Origin of the sequence: Sphingomonas oligoaromativorans (assembly GCF_011762195.1) — a bacterium.
Lineage (GTDB): Bacteria > Pseudomonadota > Alphaproteobacteria > Sphingomonadales > Sphingomonadaceae > Solisphingomonas > Solisphingomonas oligoaromativorans.
Genome location: NZ_JAASQK010000001.1, coordinates 435,617 through 461,112 on the forward strand (window position 1 = coordinate 435,617; position 25,496 = coordinate 461,112).

General features: G+C 65.0%; 25 protein-coding genes. 12 read left to right on the forward strand and 13 right to left on the reverse strand.

Annotation, left to right across the window (positions count from 1 at the left end):
* Positions 1 to 149: 149 nt before the first annotated feature.
* The 4 genes from rpoD to FHS98_RS02245 form a co-directional block, all read right to left on the reverse strand.
* Positions 150 to 2,174, reverse strand: a complete 2,025-nt coding sequence (gene rpoD / locus FHS98_RS02230; protein ID WP_167099132.1) for an RNA polymerase sigma factor RpoD — start codon at positions 2,172 to 2,174, stop codon at positions 150 to 152.
* Positions 2,175 to 2,185: 11 nt separating this feature from the next.
* The gene (gene dnaG / locus FHS98_RS02235; protein WP_167099135.1) at positions 2,186 to 4,057 is read right to left on the reverse strand and encodes a DNA primase; all 1,872 of its coding nucleotides are present in this window, start codon (positions 4,055 to 4,057) and stop codon (positions 2,186 to 2,188) included.
* Positions 4,054 to 4,488 carry a GIY-YIG nuclease family protein gene (locus tag FHS98_RS02240; RefSeq protein WP_208401968.1) on the reverse strand — a complete coding sequence of 145 codons (435 nt, stop codon included), beginning with the start codon at positions 4,486 to 4,488 and terminating at the stop codon, positions 4,054 to 4,056. Before FHS98_RS02240 ends, dnaG begins: the two co-directional genes overlap by 4 nt.
* Before the next feature lie 88 nt (positions 4,489 to 4,576).
* A complete protein-coding gene (locus FHS98_RS02245; protein WP_167099141.1) occupies positions 4,577 to 5,029 on the reverse strand; it encodes a GatB/YqeY domain-containing protein in 453 nt (150 codons plus the stop codon).
* Between the two features lie 131 nt (positions 5,030 to 5,160).
* On the opposite strand from FHS98_RS02245, the gene carA reads away from it, so the two are divergent.
* The 6 genes from carA to FHS98_RS02275 all read left to right on the forward strand — a co-directional run bounded on the left by carA (position 5,161) and on the right by FHS98_RS02275 (position 11,912).
* Positions 5,161 to 6,324 carry a glutamine-hydrolyzing carbamoyl-phosphate synthase small subunit gene (gene carA / locus FHS98_RS02250; protein WP_243847807.1) on the forward strand — a complete coding sequence of 388 codons (1,164 nt, stop codon included), beginning with the start codon at positions 5,161 to 5,163 and terminating at the stop codon, positions 6,322 to 6,324.
* 152 nt (positions 6,325 to 6,476) lie between these two features.
* Positions 6,477 to 6,968: a hypothetical protein gene (locus FHS98_RS02255; protein ID WP_167099147.1), complete on the forward strand. Its 492-nt coding sequence runs from the start codon at positions 6,477 to 6,479 to the stop codon at positions 6,966 to 6,968.
* Positions 6,968 to 7,354: a ribonuclease E inhibitor RraB gene (locus FHS98_RS02260; protein ID WP_167099150.1), complete on the forward strand. Its 387-nt coding sequence runs from the start codon at positions 6,968 to 6,970 to the stop codon at positions 7,352 to 7,354. The genes FHS98_RS02255 and FHS98_RS02260 overlap by 1 nt, the downstream gene beginning before the upstream one ends.
* Positions 7,354 to 10,677: a carbamoyl-phosphate synthase large subunit gene (carB, locus tag FHS98_RS02265; RefSeq protein WP_167099153.1), complete on the forward strand. Its 3,324-nt coding sequence runs from the start codon at positions 7,354 to 7,356 to the stop codon at positions 10,675 to 10,677. Before FHS98_RS02260 ends, carB begins: the two co-directional genes overlap by 1 nt.
* An 81-nt stretch (positions 10,678 to 10,758) precedes the next feature.
* On the forward strand, positions 10,759 to 11,238 hold the full coding sequence (gene greA, locus FHS98_RS02270; RefSeq protein WP_167099156.1) for a transcription elongation factor GreA: 480 nt from the start codon (positions 10,759 to 10,761) through the stop codon (positions 11,236 to 11,238).
* A gap of 29 nt (positions 11,239 to 11,267) precedes the next feature.
* Complete coding sequence (locus FHS98_RS02275) at positions 11,268 to 11,912, forward strand: rhomboid family intramembrane serine protease (protein WP_167099159.1); 645 nt, start codon at positions 11,268 to 11,270, stop codon at positions 11,910 to 11,912.
* Positions 11,913 to 11,951: 39 nt separating this feature from the next.
* On the opposite strand, the gene FHS98_RS02280 is transcribed toward FHS98_RS02275, so the two are convergent.
* From FHS98_RS02280 to FHS98_RS02305, 6 genes are all read right to left on the reverse strand, one after another.
* Entirely contained in the window at positions 11,952 to 12,164 is a 213-nt protein-coding gene (locus FHS98_RS02280) for a DUF4170 domain-containing protein (protein ID WP_167099162.1), read from the reverse strand.
* A 93-nt stretch (positions 12,165 to 12,257) separates the two neighbouring features.
* Complete coding sequence (locus FHS98_RS02285; RefSeq protein WP_167099165.1) at positions 12,258 to 12,860, reverse strand: MlaC/ttg2D family ABC transporter substrate-binding protein; 603 nt, start codon at positions 12,858 to 12,860, stop codon at positions 12,258 to 12,260.
* A gap of 110 nt (positions 12,861 to 12,970) precedes the next feature.
* Positions 12,971 to 13,552: a hypothetical protein gene (locus FHS98_RS02290; RefSeq protein ID WP_167099168.1), complete on the reverse strand. Its 582-nt coding sequence runs from the start codon at positions 13,550 to 13,552 to the stop codon at positions 12,971 to 12,973.
* A 43-nt stretch (positions 13,553 to 13,595) separates the two neighbouring features.
* On the reverse strand, positions 13,596 to 13,937 hold the full coding sequence (locus FHS98_RS02295; protein ID WP_167099171.1) for a DUF3618 domain-containing protein: 342 nt from the start codon (positions 13,935 to 13,937) through the stop codon (positions 13,596 to 13,598).
* Positions 13,934 to 14,272, reverse strand: a complete 339-nt coding sequence (locus FHS98_RS02300) for a phage holin family protein (RefSeq protein ID WP_167099174.1) — start codon at positions 14,270 to 14,272, stop codon at positions 13,934 to 13,936. The genes FHS98_RS02295 and FHS98_RS02300 overlap by 4 nt, the downstream gene beginning before the upstream one ends.
* Positions 14,273 to 14,291: 19 nt before the next feature.
* The gene (locus FHS98_RS02305) at positions 14,292 to 14,864 is read right to left on the reverse strand and encodes a hypothetical protein (RefSeq protein ID WP_167099177.1); all 573 of its coding nucleotides are present in this window, start codon (positions 14,862 to 14,864) and stop codon (positions 14,292 to 14,294) included.
* Between the two features lie 173 nt (positions 14,865 to 15,037).
* On the opposite strand from FHS98_RS02305, the gene eno reads away from it, so the two are divergent.
* The 4 genes from eno (at position 15,038) to FHS98_RS02325 (ending at position 19,248) form a co-directional block, all read left to right on the forward strand.
* Positions 15,038 to 16,324: a phosphopyruvate hydratase gene (gene eno, locus FHS98_RS02310; RefSeq protein WP_167099180.1), complete on the forward strand. Its 1,287-nt coding sequence runs from the start codon at positions 15,038 to 15,040 to the stop codon at positions 16,322 to 16,324.
* A 43-nt stretch (positions 16,325 to 16,367) separates the two neighbouring features.
* On the forward strand, positions 16,368 to 16,676 hold the full coding sequence (locus FHS98_RS02315) for an FtsB family cell division protein (RefSeq protein ID WP_167099183.1): 309 nt from the start codon (positions 16,368 to 16,370) through the stop codon (positions 16,674 to 16,676).
* Positions 16,677 to 16,775: 99 nt separating this feature from the next.
* A complete protein-coding gene (gene pdhA, locus FHS98_RS02320; protein ID WP_167099186.1) occupies positions 16,776 to 17,843 on the forward strand; it encodes a pyruvate dehydrogenase (acetyl-transferring) E1 component subunit alpha in 1,068 nt (355 codons plus the stop codon).
* Position 17,844: 1 nt separating this feature from the next.
* Complete coding sequence (locus tag FHS98_RS02325; RefSeq protein ID WP_167099189.1) at positions 17,845 to 19,248, forward strand: pyruvate dehydrogenase complex E1 component subunit beta; 1,404 nt, start codon at positions 17,845 to 17,847, stop codon at positions 19,246 to 19,248.
* Between the two features lie 57 nt (positions 19,249 to 19,305).
* Here FHS98_RS02325 and FHS98_RS02330 read toward each other — a convergent pair whose 3' ends face one another.
* Positions 19,306 to 20,757, reverse strand: coding sequence for a pilus assembly protein TadG-related protein (locus tag FHS98_RS02330; RefSeq protein ID WP_243847808.1), 1,452 nt, complete (start codon positions 20,755 to 20,757; stop codon positions 19,306 to 19,308).
* A 660-nt stretch (positions 20,758 to 21,417) separates the two neighbouring features.
* A complete protein-coding gene (locus tag FHS98_RS02340; RefSeq protein WP_167099198.1) occupies positions 21,418 to 21,984 on the reverse strand; it encodes a TadE/TadG family type IV pilus assembly protein in 567 nt (188 codons plus the stop codon).
* A gap of 159 nt (positions 21,985 to 22,143) precedes the next feature.
* Between FHS98_RS02340 and FHS98_RS02345 the strand changes: the two genes are divergently transcribed.
* Positions 22,144 to 22,815 carry a squalene/phytoene synthase family protein gene (locus FHS98_RS02345; protein WP_167099201.1) on the forward strand — a complete coding sequence of 224 codons (672 nt, stop codon included), beginning with the start codon at positions 22,144 to 22,146 and terminating at the stop codon, positions 22,813 to 22,815.
* A gap of 96 nt (positions 22,816 to 22,911) precedes the next feature.
* The gene (locus FHS98_RS02350) at positions 22,912 to 23,412 is read left to right on the forward strand and encodes an EF-hand domain-containing protein (protein WP_167099204.1); all 501 of its coding nucleotides are present in this window, start codon (positions 22,912 to 22,914) and stop codon (positions 23,410 to 23,412) included.
* A gap of 46 nt (positions 23,413 to 23,458) precedes the next feature.
* Here the strand turns inward: FHS98_RS02350 and trmFO are convergent, their stop codons facing one another.
* The gene (trmFO, locus tag FHS98_RS02355) at positions 23,459 to 24,784 is read right to left on the reverse strand and encodes a methylenetetrahydrofolate--tRNA-(uracil(54)-C(5))-methyltransferase (FADH(2)-oxidizing) TrmFO (protein ID WP_167099208.1); all 1,326 of its coding nucleotides are present in this window, start codon (positions 24,782 to 24,784) and stop codon (positions 23,459 to 23,461) included.
* Positions 24,785 to 25,496: the final 712 nt, after the last annotated feature.

The following is a 25,496-nucleotide window of genomic DNA, read 5'->3' on the forward strand; positions in this document are numbered from 1 at the left end:
GCGCTTGCGAACAGGGAATAGACCAAAGGCGTAAATGCGCGGTTTATGATGTCGAATTGACGGAAAGCGCTGCATTTGCGGGGGTTTTGCGTCGGAATGCGCTCCACCCGAAACGAAAACGGGCAGGAATGACCCTGCCCGTTTGTGTCTTACTGATCGAGGAAGCTGCGCATCTTCCGGCTGCGGCTCGGATGCTTGAGCTTCCGCAACGCCTTCGCCTCGATCTGGCGGATGCGTTCGCGGGTCACCGAGAACTGCTGGCCCACTTCCTCGAGCGTGTGATCGGTGTTCATGCCGATGCCGAAGCGCATACGCAGCACGCGCTCCTCGCGGGGGGTGAGGCTGGCCAATACCCGCGTCACCGTCTCCTTGAGGTTCTGCTGGATCGCGGCGTCCACCGGGATGATCGCGTTCTTGTCCTCGATGAAATCACCCAGGTGGCTGTCTTCCTCGTCGCCGATCGGCGTTTCGAGGGAGATCGGCTCCTTGGCGATCTTCATGACCTTGCGGACCTTCTCCAGGGGCATGGAGAGGCGCTCGGCCAGCTCTTCAGGCGTCGGCTCGCGGCCGGTCTCGTGGAGGAACTGGCGGCTGGTGCGGACGAGCTTGTTGATCGTCTCGATCATGTGGACCGGGATACGGATGGTCCGCGCCTGATCCGCGATCGAGCGGGTGATCGCCTGACGGATCCACCAGGTCGCATAGGTCGAGAACTTGTAGCCGCGGCGGTATTCGAACTTATCGACCGCCTTCATCAGGCCGATATTGCCCTCCTGGATGAGATCCAGGAACTGAAGGCCGCGATTGGTGTACTTCTTGGCGATCGAGATCACGAGGCGGAGATTGGCCTCGACCATCTCCTTCTTCGCGATACGCGCCTCGCGCTCGCCCTTCTGCACCATGTTCACGATGCGGCGGAATTCGGGCAGGGCCATGCCGGTCGCCTGCACGATCTCGGCGATCTCGGAGCGGATGCGCTCGACCTGCCCCGCCTCGGCGGCGGCGAAGGCGGCGAACTTCTTGTCAATGCCCTTGACGCGATCGAGCCAGCCTTCCTCGATCTCATGATCGATATAGGCATCGAGGAACGCCTTGCGCGGCACCTTGTGACGCTCGGCCAGGCGCAGCATCTGGCCGCCGAGCGCGGTCAGGCGGCGGTTGAAGGCATAAAGCTGGTCGACGAGATGCTCGATCTTGGCGCCATGGAACTGGACGCTTTCGACCTCGGCGGTCAGCTCTTCGCGCAGCTCGTGATAGCGGGCCTCGTCGGCTTCCGGGAAACCGCCCGAGTTCAGCGCCTCGACGCGCGCCTGCTGGATGCTGGCGAACTGGTGATACAGCTCGGTGATCTTGGCGAAGCGCTCCAGCGCGAGCGGCTTGAGCTGCTCTTCCATCTGCGCGAGGCTGAGGGTGTTGTCCTCTTCCTCCTCCTCGGCGGGGCGCGGGGTGCGGCGCTCGGTCAGGCCGTCCTCGTCCTCGTCGGCGGACTGCTCCTCGGGCTCTTCCTCTTCCTTGAAGGACGGGCCAGCGGTCTTCTCGCTGATCTCGCCATTGTCCTCCTCACCGTCCTCGGTGAGGCTTTCCGGCGCCGGATCCTTGTTGAGCATCGCGTCGAGATCGAGGATCTCGCGAAGCTGCATCGTGCCTTCGTTGAGGGCCGTGGACCAGTCGATGATGGCGTTGAAGGTGATCGGGCTTTCGCAGAGGCCGAGGATCATCGTGTCGCGGCCGGCCTCGATGCGCTTGGCGATGGCGATCTCGCCTTCGCGCGACAGAAGCTCCACCGCGCCCATCTCGCGCAGATACATGCGGACGGGATCGTCGGTGCGGTCGACGGTTTCCTTCTTGGCCGCGACCTGGAAGACTTCGCCCGAGCCGTCGTCGGAGGACTGCTCCTCGTCGTCGGACTCTTCCTCGCGCTTCTCGTCCTCGCCGGCATCCTCATTCTCGACGATGTTGATGCCCATCTCGGAGAGCGCCGAGGTGATGTCCTCGATCTGGTCCGACGACATCTCGCCCTGCGGCAGCGCGTCGTTCAGCTCGTCATAAGTGAGGTAGCCGCGCTTCTTGGCGCGGGCGATCAGCTTCTTGAGCGACGCGTCGTTCAGGTCGATCAGGGGCGCATCGCCGCCGTCCGCCTTCTCCGCCGTGTCCACTCCGTTCGTCTTCGCCATACCACCCAACCTCAAAGTTCCGCGTCGCCTGTCAGCTCTCTCAACTCGGAAAGCCGCCGCTCCGTTTCCTGTCTTTCGCGTATGAGGTGCAATTGCTCCTCCCACGCGCCGTCGTCCGTCGCATTCCCCAGCCGGGCGGTCGCCTCTGCGATCCGAGCATCAAGCTCCGATCGCCTGACCATCACGTCGATGACTTCCCCCAGATCGCGACGAGCGCGCTCAGGGTCCGCATCGCCGCGCTGGAAGGAAAAGGCAAGCCCGTTCGCACGGCCCTGCTTCGATAGGAGTTCAATCGCACCGACTCGCCGCAATATGGTGCTAATTCCGTCTCCTTCAAGCGTCTCCCCCCGCCATGTGGCCTCGACGAGCGCCATCCGCACACGATCGAGCGCCGGGTCGGCGAAATGCAGGTGCGAAAGATGCTCTGCATGGGCCGCAATCACCGCCGGCTGCCGGGCAAGGCCGATCAGCAGCGCGCGTGCTTCCAGCGGGCCGACGCCGCTCTGGTTGACGGCGCGCGTGCCCGCGAGAGGCTGGGAAGGGACTGGGGGCCAGCCGCCGCGCCCGTTGCCGCGCGCCGGGCGGGCCTGCGGGGGCCGGGGCTGCCACTCGCGTCTGGGGGGCGCGAAGAGGGCGTCGGCGCGCTGGCGGAACTCGGAGAGGTAGGCGTGGCTCACATCCTTGTCCGCGATGGCGCGGGCATGTTCGGCCAGCCGCTGCTTGAGTCCGGCGCGGGCCTCGGGCGTGTCGAGGGGGAGGGCGGCCTGCTCGTGACGCCACAGCCGCTCGACCAGCGGTTCGGGCTCGGCGAGCAGCGCTTCCATCGCGACGCGGCCGCCCGAGCGGATCAGGTCGTCCGGGTCTTGCCCCTGCGGCAGCGTCACGAAGCGGAGGGTGCGGCCGGGCGTGAGGAAGGGCAGCGCCCGGCCGATGGCGCGGACGGCGGCCTTCTGCCCGGCGCTGTCGCCGTCGAAGCAGAGGATCGGCTGCGGATCGAGCCGCCATAGCCGCTCAAGCTGCCCTTCGGTGAGCGCTGTGCCGAGCGGGGCGACGGCCTCGTCGATCCCCGCGCCCGAGAGCGCGATCACGTCCATATAGCCTTCGACCACGATCACCCGGTCGGCCTTGCGGCTGGCGGGTGCGGCGCGGTCGAGGTTGAAGAGGGTGCGGCCCTTGTCGAACAGCACCGTTTCCGGCGAGTTCAGATATTTGGGCTCGCCCTCGCCCAGGATGCGGCCACCAAACGCGATCGTTCGCCCGCGCGCGTCGCGGATCGGGATCATCAGCCGACCGCGGAAGCGGTCGTAAGGTTCGCGCTTGGCTTCCTCGGGCTGGATGAGGAGGCCGCATTCGATCAGCTTCTCGTCGCCCCATTTGGAGAGAGCGGAGCGCAGGCGCGTGCGGCTGTCGGGCGCGAGGCCGATGCGGAAGGTACGCGCCTGCGCCTCGGTGATGCCGCGCTTCTTGAGATAGGCGCGGGCAGAGGCACCCTCAGCCTTGCCGAGTTCCTCGACGAAGAAGGCCTCGGCATCGCCCATCACGTCATGGAGCGTGGAGGCGCGCTCGGCCTTCTCGCGGGCGCGGGGATCCTGCGCCGGGACTTCGAGACCGGCGGACTGCGCCAGTTCCTTCACCGCATCGATGAAGGGCAGCCCCTGATGATCGGTCATCCAGCGGATCGCATCGCCATGCGCGCCGCAGCCGAAACAGTGGTAGAAGCCCTTCTCGTCGTTGATCGTGAAGCTGGGCGTCTTCTCGTTATGGAAGGGGCAGCACGCCTTCCACTCGCGACCCGCGCGCTGGAGCTTGGTCGTCTTGCCGATCAATGCGGACAGCAGGGTGCGCGCCCGCAACTCGTCCAGCCATGCCGGCGAGAGACTCATTTCTCGCTCCATTGGCGGGGAGGCGTTCCGGTCCCTGTGCCTGGGGCACGTCCTTCGACTTCGCTCAGGACGAACGGAGTTTCCGAGGTCAGCGAAATTTCTGGAACTGAGGAGGTTTCCGGGGTCGGCTCCATTCCTCCCGTTCGTCCTGAGCTTGTCGAAGGACGTGCCCCATGGGAAACCGCCAATTCGGAAACCCGATTCCAGTCGCCGGCGATCAGCGCTTCCTTCTTGGCGCGCGACCAGCCCTTGATCCGCAATTCGGCCGCGAGCGCTTCCGCGCGCGTGGCGAATGTCTCGCTCCAAACCAGCATGACGGGCTGTCGCCTCGCGGTGAAATCACTGCCTTTGCCGGCCTGATGCAGCATGACCCTCCGCTCAAGCGCGTCCGTTTGGCCGACATAATATCGGCCATCCGCGCATTTCAGCATATAGGCCCAAAATGCCACTGCTTCTCCCGTAGCAGGCCCTTCGCTTCCGCTCAGGACGAGCGGAGGGGGCTTCCCCCTCCCGATCGGTTCAGGCCAGCCGCGCCTTCACGAGGCCGCTGGCCTTCGCCATGTCGAGGCTGGTCGCGTGGCGGGCCTTCAGCTCGGCCATCACCTTGCCCATGTCCTTGAGACCCTCGGCACCGATCTCGGCCTTGATGGCGTCGATCGCGGCGATGGTTTCCTCCTCGGTCAGGCGCTGGGGCATGAAGCTTTCGATGACGGCAAGCTCGGCGGCCTCGGCGGCGGCCAGCTCCGGGCGGTTGCCCTTCTCGTACATTTCGATCGATTCGCGGCGCTGCTTCGCCATTTTGTTGAGCACTTCGACCACGAGCGCATCATCGTCGGCGATGGGCGCGCCGGTGCGCGCTTCGATGTCGCGGTTCTTGAGAGCGCTCTGGATCAGGCGGATCGCCGCCGTTTTCTCGCTCTCACGCGCCTTCATTGCGGCGACGAGCGCCTGCTTGATGTCGTCTCGAATCATGGGGCCCCGTCGGATTCAGGAAAGGAGAAGACATAGCGATCCCGCGCCGATTTTACTAGATTGACCGCGCAGGAGGTGGCTCCTAGGAACCCGGCCGTTTACCCGCCTGTCCATCTATGAGGAGAGCCGCCTTGGCCGAGACCGAACCCGTGCGCGTTCCACAAGGAGCCACTGGCGTATTGGTGTTGGCATCGGGCGATGTGCTGTTCGGGCGGGGCTTCGGCGCCGTCGGTTCGGCGGTCGGCGAGGTGTGCTTCCATACGGCCATGACCGGATATCAGGAGGCGATGACCGATCCTTCCTTCGAGAAGCAGATCATCACCTTCACCTTCCCGCACATCGGCAATGTCGGCGCGAACGGTGAGGATATCGAGGCGACCAACGCCCATGCGCTCGGCTGCATCGTCCGCGAGGACGTGACCGCGCCCTCCAACTTCCGCGCCGCGCAGCATTTCGACGAGTGGCTGAAGGTCAACGGCCGCATCGGCCTCTCCGGCATCGATACCCGCGCGCTGACCCGCATGATCCGCTTGCGGGGCGCGCCCAACGGCGTGATCGCGCATGACCCGGACGGCAAGTTCGACATCCCCGCGCTGATCGAGCAGGCGAAGGCGTGGCCCGGCCTCGAAGGCATGGACCTCGCCAAGGACGTATCCGCCCTCCAGAGCTACACCTGGGAAGACGGCCTCTGGACGCTCGGCCAGGGCTACGCGACCCACGCCGCGAACCCGGAAGGGCCGCACGTCGTCGCCATCGACTATGGCCTGAAGCGCAACATCCTGCGCAACCTCGTCGCCGCCGGTGCGCGCGTGACGGTGGTGCCGGCGACCGCGAGCTTCGAGGATGTGATGCGCCACGAGCCTGACGGCGTTTTCCTCTCGAACGGCCCCGGCGATCCGGCCGCGACCGGCGAATATGCCGTGCCCGTGATTAAGAAGCTTCTGGAAGTGGGCAAGCCGCTGTTCGGCATCTGCCTCGGCCACCAGATGCTCGGCCTCGCGGTGGGCGCGAAGACCTACAAGATGCATCAGGGCCATCGCGGCGCGAACCATCCGGTCAAGCGCTCGGACGACGGTCGCGTCGAGATCACCTCGATGAACCACGGCTTCGCGGTCGATGTGGAGACGCTCCCGGCCAATGCCGAGGCGACGCACGTCTCGCTGTTCGACGGCTCGCTGGCGGGGCTTCGCCTCACCGACAAGCCGGCCTTCTCGGTCCAGTACCACCCCGAAGCCAGCCCCGGCCCTCAGGACAGCCATTATCTGTTCAAGCAGTTCGTGGGCGCTCTGAAGTGACCCGGATACGGTACAACGATTTTTTTCTTGATCTCGTACGTGCTTTGTATCGTGAACATCGAGAGCAGGATGGATTTATTTCGTTCCAAGCGCTCGCTTCAAGGTACGGTATCCAATACGAACGGGGGTACCTCGCTGAAGCGTCGAGGGAGATGCAAGCCAAGGGTTGGGTGCGCGGTATCGAGCCAATGTTTGGGGATGAAACTGCTGCAGGCCGCCTTACAGGCGACGGGTTGCGATATGCGGAAGATCGCGGACTGGACGACATCGTAGAAGATTCCCACCACGATGATCTTGCTGTGGATGACGCGGCTGATGAAAGACGGCTTCCGGCCTCCGATCGGCTTGTAAAGCTCGACCACAATCAAGCTCGAGATATCGAAGCATCGATTTCAGCGGTCATAGATAATCTCGAAAGCACAAACGGAGAGCCTGACGATCCGAGTTTTCGGCAAAGGATTTTGGGTCAGTTAAAGGCAGGCCGTGAACTCCTGCGTGCTGGGGAGTTCAAGGCGTACCTTCTGCAAGTCACGTTGGTTTCTTCACTCAACGAATTGATCAGACGGTACGCCGACAGTGTTATCGCGGGGTTGGCGACGAACCTGCTCCAGTATGTTCTCACTCATGGATTGAGCGGCCAATAATGCCTAACCAACCCAACACCCCCATCGACGAAGCCCGCTTCGAGGCTGAGTGGGAGCAGGATCAGGAGCTTCTCGCCCAGCTCGCCGCCAACGGCGACGTTGCGACGATCGCGCGGACGGTCGATGTCAGCTTCATCGGTCGCGAGCAGGCGCTCGAAGTGCTGGCCGAGGCGGCCGAGGATCTCGGCTTCGAGTTCGGCCAGTTCGTCCCCGACGAGGATGCCGAGGAAGAAGGCCAGTGGCGCCTCGACCTCGACATCGTCCAGACGATCGAGCCCGAGGCGGTGAAGGCCCTCACCCGCAAATGTCTTGAAATCGAAGCGACCTATTCCGGCGTCGAATATGACGGCTGGGGCTGCATGGCGACTACCGGAGCGAACGACTAATGCCCAAGCGCACCGACATCTCCTCGATCCTCGTCATCGGCGCGGGTCCGATCGTCATCGGCCAGGCCTGCGAGTTCGACTATTCGGGCACGCAGGCGATCAAAGCCCTCAAGGAAGAGGGCTATCGCATCGTTCTGGTCAATTCGAACCCGGCCACGATCATGACCGACCCGGACATGGCCGACGCCACCTATGTCGAGCCGATCACGCCGGAGATCGTCGCCAAGATCATCGAGAAGGAGCGCCCCGACGCGGTGCTTCCCACCATGGGCGGGCAGACCGCGCTGAACACTGCGCTGGCGCTTTTCCATGACGGCACGCTGGAGAAGTACGGCGTCACCATGATCGGCGCCGACGCCGAGGCGATCGACAAGGCCGAGGACCGGCTGAAGTTCCGCAACGCCATGGACAAGATCGGACTGGAGAGCGCGCGGTCCGGCGTGGCGCACACGCTCGACGAGGCGCTGGCCGTGCTGGAGCATACCGGGCTCCCCTCGATCATCCGCCCGAGCTTCACCATGGGCGGCACCGGCGGCGGCATCGCGTACAACCGCGAGGAGTTCATCCGCATCGTGACGGGCGGCCTCGATGCCTCGCCCACCACCGAAGTCCTGATCGAGGAGTCGCTCCTCGGCTGGAAGGAATATGAGATGGAGGTCGTCCGGGATCGGAACGACAATGCCATCATCATCTGCTCGATCGAGAATGTCGATCCGATGGGCGTCCACACGGGCGACTCCATCACTGTCGCGCCGGCGCTGACGCTGACCGACAAGGAATATCAGATCATGCGCAACGCCTCGATCGCGGTGCTGCGCGAGATCGGCGTGGAGACGGGCGGCTCGAACGTGCAGTTCGCGGTGAACCCTGCGGACGGCCGCCTGATCGTCATCGAGATGAACCCGCGCGTGTCGCGTTCGTCGGCGCTGGCGTCGAAGGCGACGGGCTTCCCGATCGCCAAGGTCGCGGCGAAGCTCGCCGTCGGCTACACGCTCGACGAGATCATGAACGACATCACCGGGGCGACCCCGGCCTCGTTCGAGCCGACCATCGATTATGTCGTCACCAAGATCCCGCGCTTCGCCTTCGAGAAGTTCAAGGGTTCGGACGACACGCTCACCACCGCGATGAAGTCGGTGGGCGAGGTGATGGCGATCGGCCGCAACATCCACGAGTCCATGCAGAAGGCGCTGCGCGGCCTGGAGACGGGCCTTGCCGGCTTCGACGTGGTGGAGCGGCTCGCCGGCCGCCCGCGCTCGGAGATCGAGGCGGCGCTTGGCCGTCCGACGCCGGATCGCCTGCTGGTCGCGGCGCAGGCGCTGCGCGCGGGGCTGACGGTCGACGAGATCAACGGCATCGCCAAGTTCGATCCGTGGTTCCTGGAGCGTCTGCGCGAGATCGTCGAGGCTGAGGATGAGGTCGGCACCAACGGCCTTCCGCAGGACGCCAACGGCCTGCGTCGCCTGAAGGCGATGGGCTTCTCGGATCGCCGCCTCGCCATGCTGGCGCTGGAGTCCGCGAATGTGCGCGAGAACGCCGTCGCGCGCTCGGGCCTGATCCACGACACGCTGAAGGCGATGACCGGCGGCATCACCGAGGGCGAGGTGCGTGCGCTCCGCCACAAGCTCGGCGTGCGCCCGGTCTTCAAGCGCATCGATACCTGCGCGGCCGAGTTCGAGGCGAAGACGCCGTACATGTACTCGACCTATGAGGCCCCCGTCTTCGGCGAGCCCGAGAACGAGGCGGCCCCGAGCGACCGTAAGAAGGTCGTCATCCTTGGCGGCGGCCCGAACCGCATCGGTCAGGGCATCGAGTTCGACTATTGCTGCTGCCACGCCTGCTTCGCGCTGGACGAGGTCGGCTATGAGACGATCATGGTCAACTGCAACCCGGAGACGGTGAGCACGGACTATGACACGTCCGACCGCCTCTATTTCGAGCCGCTGACCGTCGAGGACGTTCTGGAAATCCTCCACGTCGAGCAGTCGAACGGCACGCTCGAAGGCGTGATCGTCCAGTTCGGCGGCCAGACCCCGCTCAAGCTCGCGGCCGAGCTGGAGAAGGCCGGCATCCCGATCCTCGGTACCTCGCCCGACGCGATCGACCTCGCCGAGGACCGCGAGCGTTTCGCCGCGCTCGTCGAGAAGCTCGGCCTCAAGCAGCCGCGCAACGGCATCGCCCGCTCGCGCGAGGAGGCCATCGCGGTCGCCGAGCGCGTCGGCTATCCGGTGCTGATGCGTCCGTCCTATGTGCTGGGCGGCCGCGCGATGGAGATCGTCGACACGCAGGAGCAACTGGAGAACTACATCCAGACCGCCGTGCAGGTCTCCGGCGACTCGCCCGTGCTGATCGACCAGTATCTGCGCGACGCGATCGAGGTGGATGTCGACGCCATCGCTGACGGCGCCGACGTGGTGGTCGCGGGCGTCATGCAGCATATCGAGGAAGCGGGCGTCCACTCGGGCGACAGCGCCTGCACGCTGCCGCCCTACAGCCTCTCCGACGCGATCGTCGCCGAGATCAAGCGCCAGACCGAGGCGCTCGCCCGCGCGCTGATGGTCAAGGGCCTGATGAACATCCAGTTCGCGGTGAAGGACGGCGCGGTCTACCTCATCGAGGTCAATCCGCGCGCCAGCCGCACCGTGCCGTTCGTCGCCAAGGCGATCGGCGCGCCCGTCGCCAAGATCGCCGCGCGCGTGATGGCGGGCGAGAAGCTCGCCGCCCTGCCGTCGCTCGATCGCAAGGTGGACCATATCGCGATCAAGGAGGCGGTGTTCCCCTGGGCGCGCTTCCCCGGCGTCGACCCGGTACTCTCGCCGGAGATGAAGTCCACCGGCGAAGTCATGGGAATCGACAGCGATTTCGGCGCGGCGTTCCTGAAGTCGCAGCTCGGCGGCAATGTCGTGCTGCCGACCGAGGGCACCGTCTTCGTCTCGGTGAAGAACAGCGACAAGCCGTACATCCTGCCGGGTGTCCAGCTTCTCGCGGAAGCGGGCTTCACCATCGTCGCGACCGGCGGCACGGCTGACTATCTCGCCGGGCAGGGCATCGCGGTGGAGCGCGTCAACAAGGTGGCGCAGGGCCGGCCGCACATCGTCGACCATATCAAGGATGGCGAGATCGCGCTGATCTTCAACACCACGGAAGGGTGGCAGTCGCTAAAGGACAGCCGCGAAATCCGCGTTTCGGCGGTGACGGGCAAGATCCCGTACTTCACCACGGCGGCCGCCAGTGTCGCTGCGGCGCGGGCTATCGCTGCGTTGCGGCAACGCCCGCTTGAAGTCCGCTCGCTCCAATCCTATTATTCTCCGCTGCCGCTTTGAACTCCCATTACAAGTGAACGGTTTGAACGGCCCATGGGGAGGGGCCGAAGGCGGCTTTGTTGACGAAAGGCAGTGGGTAGGATGGCGACGGTCGAGAAGATGCCGATGCTCCAGGAGGGCTACAAGCTCATCACCGAGGAGTTGCATCGCCTCAAGACGATCGAGCGCCCGGAGGTGATCGACGCGATCGAGGAGGCACGCGCGCATGGCGATCTCTCCGAGAACGCGGAATATCATGCCGCCAAGGAGCGTCAGGGCCAGATCGAGGCGAGCATCGCCGATCTGGAGGACCGGCTGAGCCGTGCCGTGGTCATCGATCCCACCGAGCTTTCCGGTGACAAGATCGTGTTCGGCGCGACCGTCACTCTGCTCGACGAGGATGACAAGCCGATCGTCTACCAGATCGTCGGGCAGATGGAGGCGGACGCCAAGAAGGGCCGCATCTCCTACAATTCGCCGCTGGGCCGCGCGCTGATCGGGCGCCGGCTGGGTGACGATATCGAGGTGTCGGTGCCGTCGGGCGATCGGTATTACGCCGTCGAGAAGGTGGAATTCATCTGATCCGCGAGCGTTGACGGGATAATCGGCCGATGCGCCTTCCCCCCGCGCGGGCCACGATCGCGATCACCGTCATCACCGGCCTCGCCTGGCTCGCCGCGCAAGCGGCGGGGCAGGTGGACCGGATGGCGCTGATCGCAGGATTCATTCCGGCTCGCATCTCGGAAGGCCTGGCGCTGCCCGGCGCGGTGCCGGTGTGGCTGACCCCGCTCTCCGCGACGCTGGTTCACGCGAACCTGCTGCATGTCGGCTTCAACCTGCTGATGATCGCTTTTTGCGGGCGTCTGGTGGAGGCTTCGGTCGGGCCGGGCGGACTGGTGCTGCTCTATCTCGTCGGCGCCTATGCGGCGGCTGCGGCCGAATATCTCGCCATGCCGACGAGCTTTGCCACCATGGTGGGCGCGAGCGGGGCGGGATCGGCGATCATCGGCGCCTATGCGCTGCTCTATGGCAAGCAGCGCGCGAAGAATTGGGGGCCGATACCGGGCCGCCTGCTGCATGTGCTGTGGCTGGCGATCGGATGGATCGTGATCCAGGCGATGCTGGGCTTCGCCTCGGTGGGCTTGCCGGGCGTGCCGAGCGGGGGCGTGATCGCGACGCCGGCGCATATCGGCGGTTTCCTCGCGGGGCTCGCGCTGGCGCGGCCCCTGCTGCTCTTCCGCTACCGCTCGGCCTGAGGGGCGTTCCCGCTCAGGCCGAGCCGATCTTCGGCTCGATCAGAGTTCCGGTTCGAGCAGGCGGTGCAGATGCACCACGACATACTTCATCTCGGCATCGTCGATCGAACGCTGCGAGGCCGAGCGCCACGCGCTCTCGGCGCTGGCGAAATCGGGGAAGAGGCCGACGAAGTCGATCGCCTTGAGATCCTCGAAGTCGAGACCCTGCGGGTCTTTGACGCGGCCACCGAAGACGAGATGGAGCTTGCTCATATGATCCTGCCGGTAAGATGGGATGCGGCAGGCGACTAGGCCTGTTCGCCGCGCCGCACAAGAGGCGGCGCGACGGGACCGGGCCGGCGGCGCTTAGTTGCGGGACTTCATGAAGGTGACGAGCTTGTCGAAGCCGTTCTTCTGGACATAGGAATCGAAGTCCGCCGTCTGGGTCAGCACGAGGTTGATGCCGGCCACCGTCAGGTTGGTCACCTTGTAGCCGCCGCCGATCTTCTGCACCGTCCAGGTGGCGTTGATCGGCTGCTGGCCGGGCTGGATCACCTGGCTCGCCACGGCGGCGCCATCGCCGCGCGGAATGGCGCGCACCACCTTCACCCGCGCGTTGGCATAGTCATAGAGGCGATCGGCATAGGTGCTGATGATGAAGCCCGGCAGTGCGGCCTTGTAGGCCTGATACTGGGCCGGCGTGATCTGCGAGCGTTCGCGCGCGATCAGGCGGTCACCGATCTCGTCCACGGCGAAATATTGGCCGAGGAGCTGGCGGAACTGGGTACGCGCGGCGGCCTTGCTGCCGGTGTGGAGCACGCGGAAGGCCTCGCCAGACAGCGTTTCGATGAAGCGCGACGGATCGGTGTTGTCGATCGCGGCCGCCGACGCGGGCGTGGCCGCCACGGGCAGGGCGAGGCTCGACACGCCCAGCAGGAAGGCGCCGAACGTCAGGCGGATACGGTTCATGCAATACACTCCATGGACTGATGAGTGGCCGTTTCGCAACGGACCGTCTGGATAAGCCGGTTTGTGGCATGGCTGCGCCGGGATGAACGCAGCCTGTGCCGGAAGGGAGATCAGGATTTCGCCTTGTCCGCGTCGCTGCGCGCCTTGCGGGCGCTGTCGACGGCGGCGGTGCCGGCGGTGCCGACCGTGGCGATCAGGCCGTCGAGGAGCGTCTTCATCACCTCGCGCGCCTTGTCCTGGCTGATGCCGAGTTCGGCCAGCTTGTTGCGGCCGGCGGCCTTGGCGGCCTCGGTCGCCTCATGGGCCGCGCCGTGCAGCTTCTCGCCGACGGCGCCGAGCACTTTCGATTCGCGCCGCGTCCGCGGCAGGAGGGCGCCGATCGCCGCACCGATCGCGATTCCGCCGAGCACCGCGGCCATGGGATTGCCGTCCAGCGTATCGGCCGCCGAACGCCCTGCGGAGCGGGCTTTCTCGCGCGCGGACGCGTAAGCGTCGGCCGCACGGTCGCGACCGGCGGCATAGGCATCCGACATGGCGCCGCGCGCCTGGTCGATGCCGTCCTTGGTGCGGGCATAGGCGCCGCGCGCGGTTTCGTTCACCTGCGTGCGGGCGGTGTCGATGCCGTCGCGGATCGCCTTGCGGGCGGTTTCCGCGCCGGCGGCGAGGCCGTCTTTGTCGGGCGTCGCGGTCATGGGCCTGTCCTTTCGATACTGGACGACGCGGCGGGCCGCGCCCTCAGGAGCTAAACTGGTGATCGGCATCCGGGGTTTCCTCGCCCCGATGCAAGAGTTTCGCGCCGAGCCGCAGCAGAGGTTTGCGGGCAAGCAGCAGCCCGATCCCCGCCACCGTCGCGGCCACCGTGGCGGGGCGGTCGCGCGCGGCGCGGCCGGCATTCTCCACCATCTCGGTCGAGCGGGCGCGGGCGGCGGCCATCGCCTCGTCGAGCAGATTGGCCGGCGTCATCCGCGTCTGGATCTCCTCCACGGTGCCGAGCAGGCGGGCACGGGCGGCGCGGGCATCGGCCTTGGCGGCATCGAGATCGTTGATCCCGGCGAACAGTCGGCTGAGCGCGCTCATGGCAGGGCCTCGGTGGAAGCGGCCTTCTCGCGCGGGCCTGCGATATGGTGGATGGCCGCCCAGCCGAGCAGGCCCGCCAGCACCAGCGCCGCGACCAGCAGGATGACCCCGGCCCATGCCGGCCCGACGATCGGCGCCAGCGCGAGCACGAAGCCCAACATCAGCGCGACGATCGCCCCCTGCACCAGCATCAGCGCGCAGCCCAGCAGCACGAGTGCCGTGCGCGACCGCCGCAGGACGTCGTAAGCACGGCTCTTGGCCAGCCGAACCTCCGCCCGCGCGAGCGCGAGCGCATCCTCGAACAACTGCCCGATCAGCCCCGGCAGGCCAAGCATCGTCCCCCCTCCGCCGGGATCAGGAGTCGCGCGACTTGCGCTTGGCGGAGGGCGCCTTGCGGGCGCTTTCGGAGATGTCGGCGGCGATCTCCTCCTCGTCGGTCCTGGCCTTGGGCTCGGCCGCCTTGGCGGTTTCGTCCAGCGCTTCGCTGCCGGCCTTGATGAGCCGGGCGATGACGAAGCCGGCCGCCGCCGCCGCGCCGATGGCGAGGGCAGGAGAGCGGCGCACCAGATCGCGGGCCTCGCCCACCAGCTCGTCCACGTCCTTGTCACGCAGCGAGCCCGAGAAGCCGGAGACCGCCTCGGCGGCGCGGCGCGCATAGTCGCCATAGGCGTCGCCGAGCTTCTCGTCGATCTGGGCGGCGCTGTCGCCGATCATCTTGGCGACCGATTCGAGGCCGCTGGCGGCGCGCGTCTTGCCCTCCTGGGCATAGTCGCGGGCCTTGTCGGCCGCCTGGCTCTTCAGCTCGGCGGCGCGGCTGGTCGCACGGTCGCGCAGCTCGGCCGCATCGGCCTTGAGCTTGTCGCGCGTGCTGCCGCTGCCCGCGCCGGGAGCGATGTGATCGGTGCCTTCGGGAAGCGTGTCGGCCATGGCGAACCTCATTCGTTACGCGCGCGACCATAGCCGCGCCAACGGGATCAAAACCAGCCGTCTCTTGCCGGGGTTCCGTCGATTGCGTCCGGTTGAGCCGATTGCCACCGTCATATTGCGCCGCTAACAGCCAGCGCGACCTTTCAGTCCCCTTGCCCGGAGGAGTCCTCTCCATGACAGCCATCATCGACGTCCACGCCCGCGAAATCCTCGACAGTCGCGGCAACCCGACCGTCGAGGTCGACGTCACGCTGGACGACGGCAGCTTCGGCCGCGCCGCCGTTCCCTCGGGCGCCTCGACCGGCGCGCATGAAGCGGTGGAGAAGCGCGACGGCGACAAGAGCCGCTATCTCGGCAAGGGCGTCCAGCAGGCGATCGAGGCCGTGAACGGCGAGATCACCGACGCCATCGTCGACTTCGAAGCCGAAGAGCAGTCCGAAATCGACGCCGCCATGATCGAGCTGGACGGCACCGAGAACAAGTCGCGCCTCGGCGCCAACGCGATCCTCGGCGTCAGCCTCGCGGTCGCCAAGGCGGCGGCCGAGAGCCGGGGCCTGCCGCTCTATCGCTACATTGGCGGCGTGCAGGCGAACGTGCTGCCGGTGCCGATGATGAACATCATCAACGGCGGCGAACATGCCGACAACCCGATCGACTTCCAGGAATTCATGATCGTTCCCCATGGCGCGGGCACGCTCAAGGAAGCCGTGCGCTGGGGTTCGGAGATCTTCCACACGCTGAAGAAGGGCCTGTCGGAAGCCGGCCTCTCCACCTCGGTGGGCGACGAGGGCGGTTTCGCCCCGAACATCGGCTCGACCACCGATGCGCTCGATTTCATCATGAAGTCGGTCGAGAAGGCGGGCTACAAGCCGGGCGAGCAGGTCGCGATCGCGCTCGACTGCGCCTCGACCGAGTTCTTCAAGGACGGGAAGTACGTCATGGCCGGCGAGGGCAAGACCCTCTCGCCGGACGAGATGGCGGCCTATCTCGCCGATCTCGCCGCGCGCTATCCGATCTGGTCGATCGAGGACGGCATGGCCGAGGACGACTGGGCCGGCTGGAAGACGCTGACCGACCTGATCGGCCACAGCACCCAGCTCGTCGGCGACGACCTGTTCGTGACCAACCCGAAGCGCCTGGCGCGCGGCATCAAGGATGGCGTCGCCAACTCGCTGCTGGTGAAGGTCAACCAGATCGGCACGCTCTCCGAGACGCTGGAGGCCGTGTCGATGGCGCAGCGCGCGCGCTACACGGCGGTGATGTCGCACCGCTCGGGCGAGACCGAGGACAGCACCATCGCGGACCTCGCCGTCGCCACCAACTGCGGCCAGATCAAGACCGGCTCGCTCGCCCGTTCGGACCGGCTCGCCAAGTATAACCAGCTCATCCGTATCGAGGAGGAGTTGGGCAGCTCGGCGCGCTATGCGGGCAAATCGGCCTTCGCCGGCCGAAACGCCTGAAATCGCTTGAGTCGCCGCGGAATTTTCGGGATAAAGAACGCCTATGCGTAGGGGGCGCTCCATCTCGATCATTCGCGCGGCGGCCGCACCGGCGCTCGCGTTGCTCGTGATCGGCAATTTCGCCGGCTACGCCATCGCGGGGCCGAACGGCCTGCTCGCGCTGGGCGACTACAAGCAGCAACTGGCCCAGCGTCAGGTGGTTCTCAAGCAGGTCGAGGCGCAGCGCGCCGTGCTGGCTCATCGCGTCGCTCTGCTCGACGCCAAGCATGTCGATCCCGACATGGCGGACGAGCTGGTGCGTCGCGACATGGGCCTCGCCCGGCCGGACGAAGTCATCATCCCGACCCCCTGACGTTCACGTCATCTCGAAACCGCATGGCTTGCCGTTGCGGAATCGGCATTCGGGCGCCTATATCGCCCCCACCACAACGCCAACCGAAGGGCATGACTCTTGGCGAGACCGCAAACGAAGAGCGCCGGGGCGACCTCGCCCAAGGCCGATCCCGTTCCCACCTCCAACCGCGAGCGCCCGGCCGAGCCGAAGCGCTATGAGGCGTCGAAGGAGGAGCTGCTCGAATTCTACCGCCAGATGACGCTGATCCGCCGCTTCGAGGAGCGTGCCGGCCAGCTTTATGGCCTCGGCCTGATCGGCGGCTTCTGCCACCTCTATATCGGCCAGGAGGCTGTCGCCGTCGGCTTGCAGTCCGCGCTCGATAACGAGAAGGACAGCGTTATCACGGGCTATCGCGACCATGGCCACATGCTGGCCTATGGCATCGATCCCAAGGTCATCATGGCCGAGCTGACGGGGCGCCAGGCAGGCATCTCGAAGGGCAAGGGCGGCTCGATGCACATGTTCTCCGTGGAGCATAAGTTCTACGGCGGGCACGGCATCGTCGGCGCGCAAGTGAGCCTCGGCGCCGGCCTCGCGTTCAAGCACAAGTACAGCAACGACGGCGGCGTCTGCCTCGCTTATTTCGGCGACGGCGCGGCCAACCAGGGGCAGGTCTATGAGAGCCTGAACATGGCCGAGCTGTGGAAGCTCCCGATCATCTTCGTGATCGAGAACAACGGCTATGCCATGGGCACCGCGGTGAACCGCGCCGCCTCCGAGGACCAGCTCTACCGCCGTGGCGAGAGCTTCCGCGTGCCGGGTATGCAGGTCGACGGCATGGACGTGCTCGCGGTGCGTGGCGCGATCGAGGAAGCGCTCCAGTGGGTCCGCGCCGGCAAGGGGCCGATCGTGATGGAGCTCAAGACCTATCGCTATCGCGGCCACTCGATGTCCGACCCGGCCAAGTACCGCACCCGCGAGGAGGTGCAGACGATGAAGGACACGTCCGACTGCATCGATCACGCCGTGCGCGAGCTCGAGGCGATGGGCGTCACCGCCGAGGAACTGAAGGCGATCGACAAGGACATCCGCCAGAAGGTCGCCGAGGCGGCCGATTTCGCCGAGCAGTCGCCGGAGCCCGATCCGGCCGAGCTTTACACCGACGTGCTGGTGGGAACCTATTGAGATGGCAATCGAACTGAAGATGCCCGCCCTCTCCCCGACGATGGAAGAGGGCACGCTGGCCAAGTGGCTGGTGAAGGAAGGCGATGAGGTGAAGTCCGGCGACATCCTCGCCGAGATCGAGACCGACAAGGCCACGATGGAATTCGAGGCCGTGGACGAAGGCACGATCGCCAAGATCCTCGTTCCCGAGGGCACGGACAATGTGAAGGTGGGCGTCGCGATCGCGCTGCTCGCCGGCGAGGGCGAGGATGCCTCCGCCGCCGTCGCCACCCCGGCTCCCAGGGCCGAGGAGAAGGCGCCGGTCGCCGACGCCACCACGCCGCACCAGATGGAGACCGGCGCGCGCGAGCTGGTCGCCGACGTCGCCCGCGCCGAGAAGGCCGGCGCGGACGCCCGTGACCCGGAAATCCCGGCCGGCACCGAGATGGTGAAGATGACCGTCCGCGAAGCGCTTCGCGACGCGATGGCCGAAGAGATGCGCGCCGACGATCGCGTCTTCGTGATGGGCGAGGAAGTCGCGCAGTATCAGGGGGCCTACAAGGTGACCCAGGGCCTGCTCGACGAGTTCGGCGACCGCCGCGTGATCGACACGCCGATTACCGAGTACGGCTTCGCCGGCGTCGGCACCGGTGCCGCGATGGCGGGCCTGCGCCCGATCGTCGAGTTCATGACGTTCAACTTCGCCATGCAGGCGATCGACCACATCATCAACTCGGCCGCTAAGACCAACTACATGTCCGGCGGCCAGATGCGCGCGCCGATCGTGTTCCGTGGTCCGAACGGCGCCGCCGCCCGCGTGGGCGCGCAGCACTCGCAGAACTATGGCCCGTGGTATGCCGCGGTGCCCGGCCTGATCGTGATCGCGCCCTATAGCGCGGCGGATGCCAAGGGCCTGCTCAAGGCCGCGATCCGCAGCGAAGACCCGGTCGTGTTCCTCGAGAACGAGCTGCTCTACGGGCAGTCCTTCGAGGTGCCGAAGCTCGACGATTTCGTCCTGCCGATCGGCAAGGCGCGCGTCGCCCGCGAAGGCAAGGACGTGACGCTGGTGAGCTACTCGATCGGCGTGGGCGTGGCGCTTGAAGCCGCGGTGAAGCTGGCCGAAGAGGGCATCGACGCCGAGGTGATCGATCTGCGCACGCTGCGCCCGCTCGACACCGAGACGGTGCTGACGTCGCTCGCCAAGACCAACCGCCTGGTGGTGGTGGAAGAAGGCTGGCCGACCTGCTCGATCGCGTCGGAAATCGCCGCGGTGGTGATGGAGAAGGGCTTCGACGATCTCGACGCCCCGGTGTTGCGCGTGACCAATGTCGACGTGCCGCTCCCCTACGCCGCGAACCTCGAGAAGCTCGCGCTGATTAAGACGGACGACGTCGTCGCGGCTGCGAAGAAGGTTTGCTATCGCTGATGGGAATATATCGGGAGTAGTCGTCCTTGAGCCGGCTACTCCCGATAAGCCCGTGAATTACTGCACAAGGTGCGCTGTCGAGACGGTCAGCGCAAAAAGCGCCGTGAGCGCGGCGGAAATGCTCTGATCCGTTGTGACCTTGTAATAGAGCGGCGTCCCGTCTGGCTTGGCGGAGGCGCATTGCTGAAGTGCCGGCTCGACATTTTTGATGTAAGGCGCGACGTTGTTTTGTGACCAATCGTCACCCGTTAGCGAGTCTGGCAAATACTCGGTATAAAGAATGGCGATACGGATACCGCGATTCTTGATCGTTTGACATTGCGAAAGATGAAATGGCTGCAATTCGCGATGCGTGCGGCTTCCATTTAGGCTCTCATCGCTCATGCCATCGGTAATAATGAACATTACCGCTTGCGGGCTGTCTTTCGTTGTTCCCGTTCCGGGTGTCGGTATGGTCGTATTCATCGTATTGAACATGGTTTGGAAGTCGGTCGACTGATCGTCGATGTTCTGTGAAGATGTGATGTAGCCGTTGCTGTACCAATAAGCCTGAAGGTTGGAGAGATCCGGTACGGAGGCGGACGTCAGCGTGTTCACGTCTACCATGGACGTTGTGAGAGTCTTTGGCTTGCCATAGTCGTAGCTGAACATTTGCAGTTTGTAGGTGACCTGGTTGTTTGCTGCCGTCGTCTGGGCAAATGGTATGAGATTTTGGGCGGCGAGCTGCTCCGCATCGAGGCGAAGTTCTATGTTCGATCCGCCCGGGAATATGGTCTGATTGCCGTAATTTTTAGCAAGCCACATTGAATCCGCGTAATGCCCGGAGCTTTCCGTTGCAATCTTTACGGATTGCCCCTTGGAATTCGTGGAATAAACATATCCATTCGTTACCTTGTCGACATAATACATCGTTCCAGAAGAATCGAACCAGATGTCCTTTCCTTTTGGATTTCGGATGTAGATCTTGTCGGCGTGTGGATTTTGGGTATGACAGGCGAAGGCGCATCCCTTTGAGAGATAGGAAGTCGATGTCAGCGATCGCATCTGGGTGAGCCCTGCGCTCGTCGATGGCAGCAGCATCGAGGGCGAGGTATCCATCACCAGATAGAAGTTGATAAATGGCGCTTTCGTCGCGTTGGCTGAAGCTGATCCCTTGATTGTCAGCGATGCCTTGCCAAGAATTTTACTAAAGCTGTTGCTGGACTGCGCGATATAGCTGACGGTTGCGGTTCGCCCGGTGTTGACGCCGGTTGTCGACGTGATGGTCACGCTCAGGGATTTGGGATCATAGACGAGCCCACTGAGGCCTGCGGCCTGCATATTAAACATATTGACTGCGGCCTGCTTCGCGTCCGCGTCCGTTTTTTGCATCATCGGTGTTGTAACGGCGGCCAATGCCGCGGCGTCGGCAGCGGCATTCAGCTTTGTTTGAAGCTTCATGGCGCGGCTGTAATCGATGCCCATGCCGGCTGCGAAGGTTAGCGGAATGATGGAGAAGGCGACCAGCATCAGGACGTTTCCTCGCTCGCTCGCCTGTAGTCGTCGCAGGAGCGATCGTGCGGAGGCGTCGGGGGAATGTGGTTTGCTGGTCATCGTCATATTCCTGGGCGGCGCTGTGGGCTTGTCAGCTAGATAGCGGTATCTGATCCGAAAGACGTGGACTCATGTATATTCGGTCATATATGCCAGTCGGCTTTAGGAATCCGTATGAAATTATTGGAGTATATGCGTAATTTACCTCACCGAATATGAGATATGATCCTATAGATGCCATACCATTCGGTATACTAATGACATTATTAGCTATGAGTTTTTGTCCATTAATGGATCTGCTCCATATTATTTTTGCGTGAGATGCATCCGTTACCTGTATTTCGCTGACGCGCACGAGGGCGTCGGCTTGATTGTAGGGGGCCATCACCTGCGCCGACGCATTCAAAATGGTCGAGACGTCGGTCTCTGTCATATTGGGATAGCGTGTCGTAAGATCGGTAATGGTCCGCGTGGCGACCGTTACCTTGCGATTGCAGGCGATCGCATCTGATATCACGAAACTTCCGAGATATATAATAAGCAGCACCGGTATGCATAATGCGAATTCCGTCAAAGCGACGCCGGACTCGTTTCGGAGTAACATATCCGATTTTTCTTTGAGTGTGTTGACGGGCATCAGTAGTTCTCCGTCATCAACACGGATGTCGCCATGAGGAGCCGGCGATTATTTGTCATGTTGCTGAGATCCAGGCCGAGGGGGCCCCGGAATGTCGAGGAGACGTACATCAGCCTCAAGACAACGATCGAATTTCTTCCGCCGGGAGAATAGGAGAAATTGTTCGATATGTTGCCATTTTTGTCATACGTTATCTTTGGTGGCGCGACGAATGCTCCAGAATAACTTGATACGGTTGTGACATCGATAAACAGGTTCGAGCAGCTCAGAAAGGGAGGGAGTGAGTTGCAGGCCGCGTTCTTGAAGGTTTGGGCGTTCATGTTCGCCTGTTGGGCCTGACCGGTCATGAGCAGGCGCGAGGCGGCTTCCGCCGTCGTCTCCAGCCCCTGCTGCGCGAAGAAGGTCAGGCTCGTCTCGATGATCGCGAGAAGCAGGGCGATGAGCGGCGCGGCCACCAACGCGAATTCAACGATCGTGCCCCCTCGCGCATCGTTCAGGCAAAATCGCGAGCGCGGCGCGGGACGCCGGGCGACGTGCTTCGACGATATGCGAGGCTTGACTGGCATCTGGCCCTTTTCCTGCGGTTTGCCCCTTTTCGCATCTGAGCCCTTAAGAGTTGGTCAATGAGCGGATAGTCGTATGGAAGCGGTTGTCCGTTCGGCAGAGTTGCGTATGCGCTTCCAGAGGATCCGGCGCTGACGCCGATCGAGACGTGGACCCCTTTCATGCAGAATCCCGCCGTCAATCATTCCGAGCAACAGCTCGCGATAGCCTATGCGGTGCGTACCGCACGGGAGAGCCTCGCCACGCTTTTCGCCATCGACGAGCGTCTGGGCGGCATTGTCGCGCGGACGCGGGAGACGACGATCGGATTGATGCGTCTGGTCTGGTGGCGCGATGCGCTGGCGGCGCTCGATTCCGCGCCGCCGCCCGCCGAGCCGCTGCTCGCAGCCGCCGCCGCGCTGCGGCCGGACCGGATCTCGGGGGCCGAACTCTCGACGATGGTGGAGGGCTGGGAGGCGCTGCTCGACGATCCCGCGCTCGATGTGGCGACGCTGGAGATTCATGCGCGCGCGCGGGGTGCCCGCCTGTTCACGCTGGCGGGGCGCGTCTTGGGCGTGGAGGCGCTGCGCCTGAGCGATGCCGGCGAGGGCTGGGCGCTGGTCGATCTGGCGCGGCACCTGTCGGATGCGGGGCAGAGCGATCGCATCCTCGAGGCGGCGCGGGCTCCGCTCGAACGGGCGGCGGCGGGTCACTGGCCCCGGCGCCTCCGCCCGCTGGGGATGCTGACGGTCCTGGCGCAAGGCGACGTGCGGCGCGGCGCCGATGCCCTGAAGCCGATCGGATCGCGGGGGCGGATGCTGCGGGTGCTCGCGCACCAGCTCACCGGACGCTGACGTCTTTGGTGCTATCTCCGCCGCGCGCGAGGTTCCGCCCGGCCTGATTTCCGCCTAGCCTTCGTCTCGACAGGGCCGGAACGTCGGGAGGGGGCGATGGGGCGGTATTTGGCGGGTGTGGCGTCTGCGTTGCTGCTGGTGACGGCGGGGTTTTTCCTCTGGAGCGGGCTGGCGCGGCGCGAGGTGGGCGTGCCGATGCCGGCTGCCGCGCTGGCGGCGCTGGCGCCCGCGGCCGCGGCGAAGCAGGGGGCTTTCGTCGCCGAGCCGCCCGAAGCCAGCGAGAAGACCCGCGAGCAGAAACGCTTCGATCGCTATGATCGCAATCGTGACGGCAAGGTCGATCGCGACGAATATCTGCTCAGCCGCCACAAGGCCTTCGCCAAGCTCGATACCAATGGCGACGGCAAGCTGTCGTTCGAGGAATATTCGGCGAAGGCGATCGGCAAGTTCGACAAGGCGGATGCGGATCGCTCCGGCACCCTCGACGCGGCCGAGTTCGCCACCACGCGCGTGCAGCGGAAGCCCCGGCCGAAATGCCCTCCCGCGCAGCAGGCGGTCCGTCCGGCTTCCGACGGGGATGGTGGCGACGAAGGGTGATCCTCCGTCCGGCGGAGCGGGCGGCCCCGCCGGACGGTGCGAAAGGTCAGGCCGTCTGTGGCGCGATCTCGGCCTGCCATTCGGTCATCGCCTCGCGGGCGCGGCTGGTCATGGCGAGCTTGCGGTCCGCCTTGCGCGGCAGGTTTTCGAGTGGCGGGAAAAGGCCGAAATTGACGTTCATCGGCTGATAGGTGTCGGCCTCGCCGCCGCCGGTGATGTGGCCGATCAGCGCGCCGAGCGCCGTCGTGGGCGGCGGGGCGGGGAGCGTGCGGCCCGCCAGCTCGGCGGCGGCGAAGCGCCCCGCGAGCAGGCCGATGGCGGCCGATTCCACATAGCCTTCGCACCCCGTGATCTGGCCGGCGAAGCGGACGTTCGAACGCGACTTCAGCCGCAGCGTCCCGTCGAGCAGGATGGGCGAGCGGATGAAGGTGTTGCGGTGCAGGCCGCCCAGCCGCGCGAACTCGGCGTTCTGCAAGCCGGGGATCATGCGGAAGATGCGGATCTGCTCGGCATATTTGAGCTTGGTCTGGAAGCCGACGATGTTCCAGAGCGTGCCGAGCGCATTGTCCTGCCGAAGCTGGACGACCGCATAGGGCCAGCGCCCGGTGCGCGGATCGTCGAGACCGACCGGCTTCATCGGCCCGTGGCGCAGCGTATCGACGCCGCGTGACGCCATCACCTCGATGGGCATACAGCCATCGAAATAGGGCGTGTTCTTCTCCCACTCCTTGAACTCGGTCTTCTCGCCGCTGTTCAGGGCTTCGATGAAGGCGAGATACTCGTCCTTGTTCATCGGGCAGTTGATATAGTCCTTGCCGTCGCCCTTGTTCCAGCGGGACTGGAACCAGCAGACCTCCATGTCGATGCTCTCGCGATGGACGATCGGGGCGATGGCGTCGAAGAAGGCGAGCTGATCCTGCCCGGTTTCGGACTGGATCGCGCCTGCGAGGCCGGCGGCGGTGAGCGGGCCGGTGGCGATGATGGCGGGGCCTTCGGGCAGCGTGTCGACGCGCTCGCGGACCAGCTCGATGTTCGGGTGGTTGGCGATGGCGGAGGTGACGCCCTCGGAGAAGCCGTCGCGGTCCATCGCCAGCGCCGATCCGGCGGGGACGCGGTGGGCGTCGCCTTCGCGCAGGATCAGCGAGCCGAGCTGGCGCATCTCGGCATGGAGCAGGCCGACGGCGTTCTTCTCGGCATCGTCCGAGCGGAAGCTGTTGGAGCAGACCAGTTCGGCGAGGTTGTCGGTATGGTGCGCGGGCGTACCCTCGACGCCGCGCATTTCGGAAAGGCGGACCTTGAAGCCCGCCTCGGCGAGCTGCCATGCGGCTTCGGAACCGGCGAGGCCGCCGCCGATGATGTGAATGTCGTGCATGGGGCGGCCCATAGCGCAGCCGGGCCGGAGAAGGAACCGGGGGTGGGCGATGGCCTGCGCCGCCGCCTTGTAGGATTTGCGGGCATGGCTGTGCCGTGAGATGGAACGAAAGGATAGCGGCCGGCGCGTCCTTCTGCCGCGCACCCGGTTTGCGGACCGCTCTGCGGCCCGCGTGCGGACGTATCGGTGCGTCCGCGTCTGTGGCGAGGGGCCGGCGGCGCTTCCTGAGTGGCAGGGAAGCGCGTCCGGTCCAATGGCCGTTGGAGATGTTTGCGAAGCTTCGGCTCTCACCGGATGACTCCGCGCCGGCCGCCCGGGATTGGCTACCCGGACCTTGCCCCTTCCGACCGCGATCACCGGGCGGACTGAACGGGAAGACTTATAACCTATATGGTTATTTTTGTCAAGGTGAGAGGGTGGCGCGTGGGGTTGGGCGATGCCGGGCTTCCTGTTGCGTCGCTCGATCCCGCTCTCCATGTGAGGAGGTGGATGGTTGCTTGCGCCCCCTGAAGGCGTCCATCTCCCCTCCCTGAAAGGGAGGGGGCGGGGGTGGGTTTGCCTGAGGCAGGGCACGTCGCTATTCGGTGAAGAACCCACCCCAACCCCTCCCTTTCAGGGAGGGGCTTTTCTGGCGGGTTTCGCCCAATCCTTGTCGTAGGCGGGGTAACGACAATCTCCCGATAGCAGACGCAGCGCGGGGGCGTTATCGTTT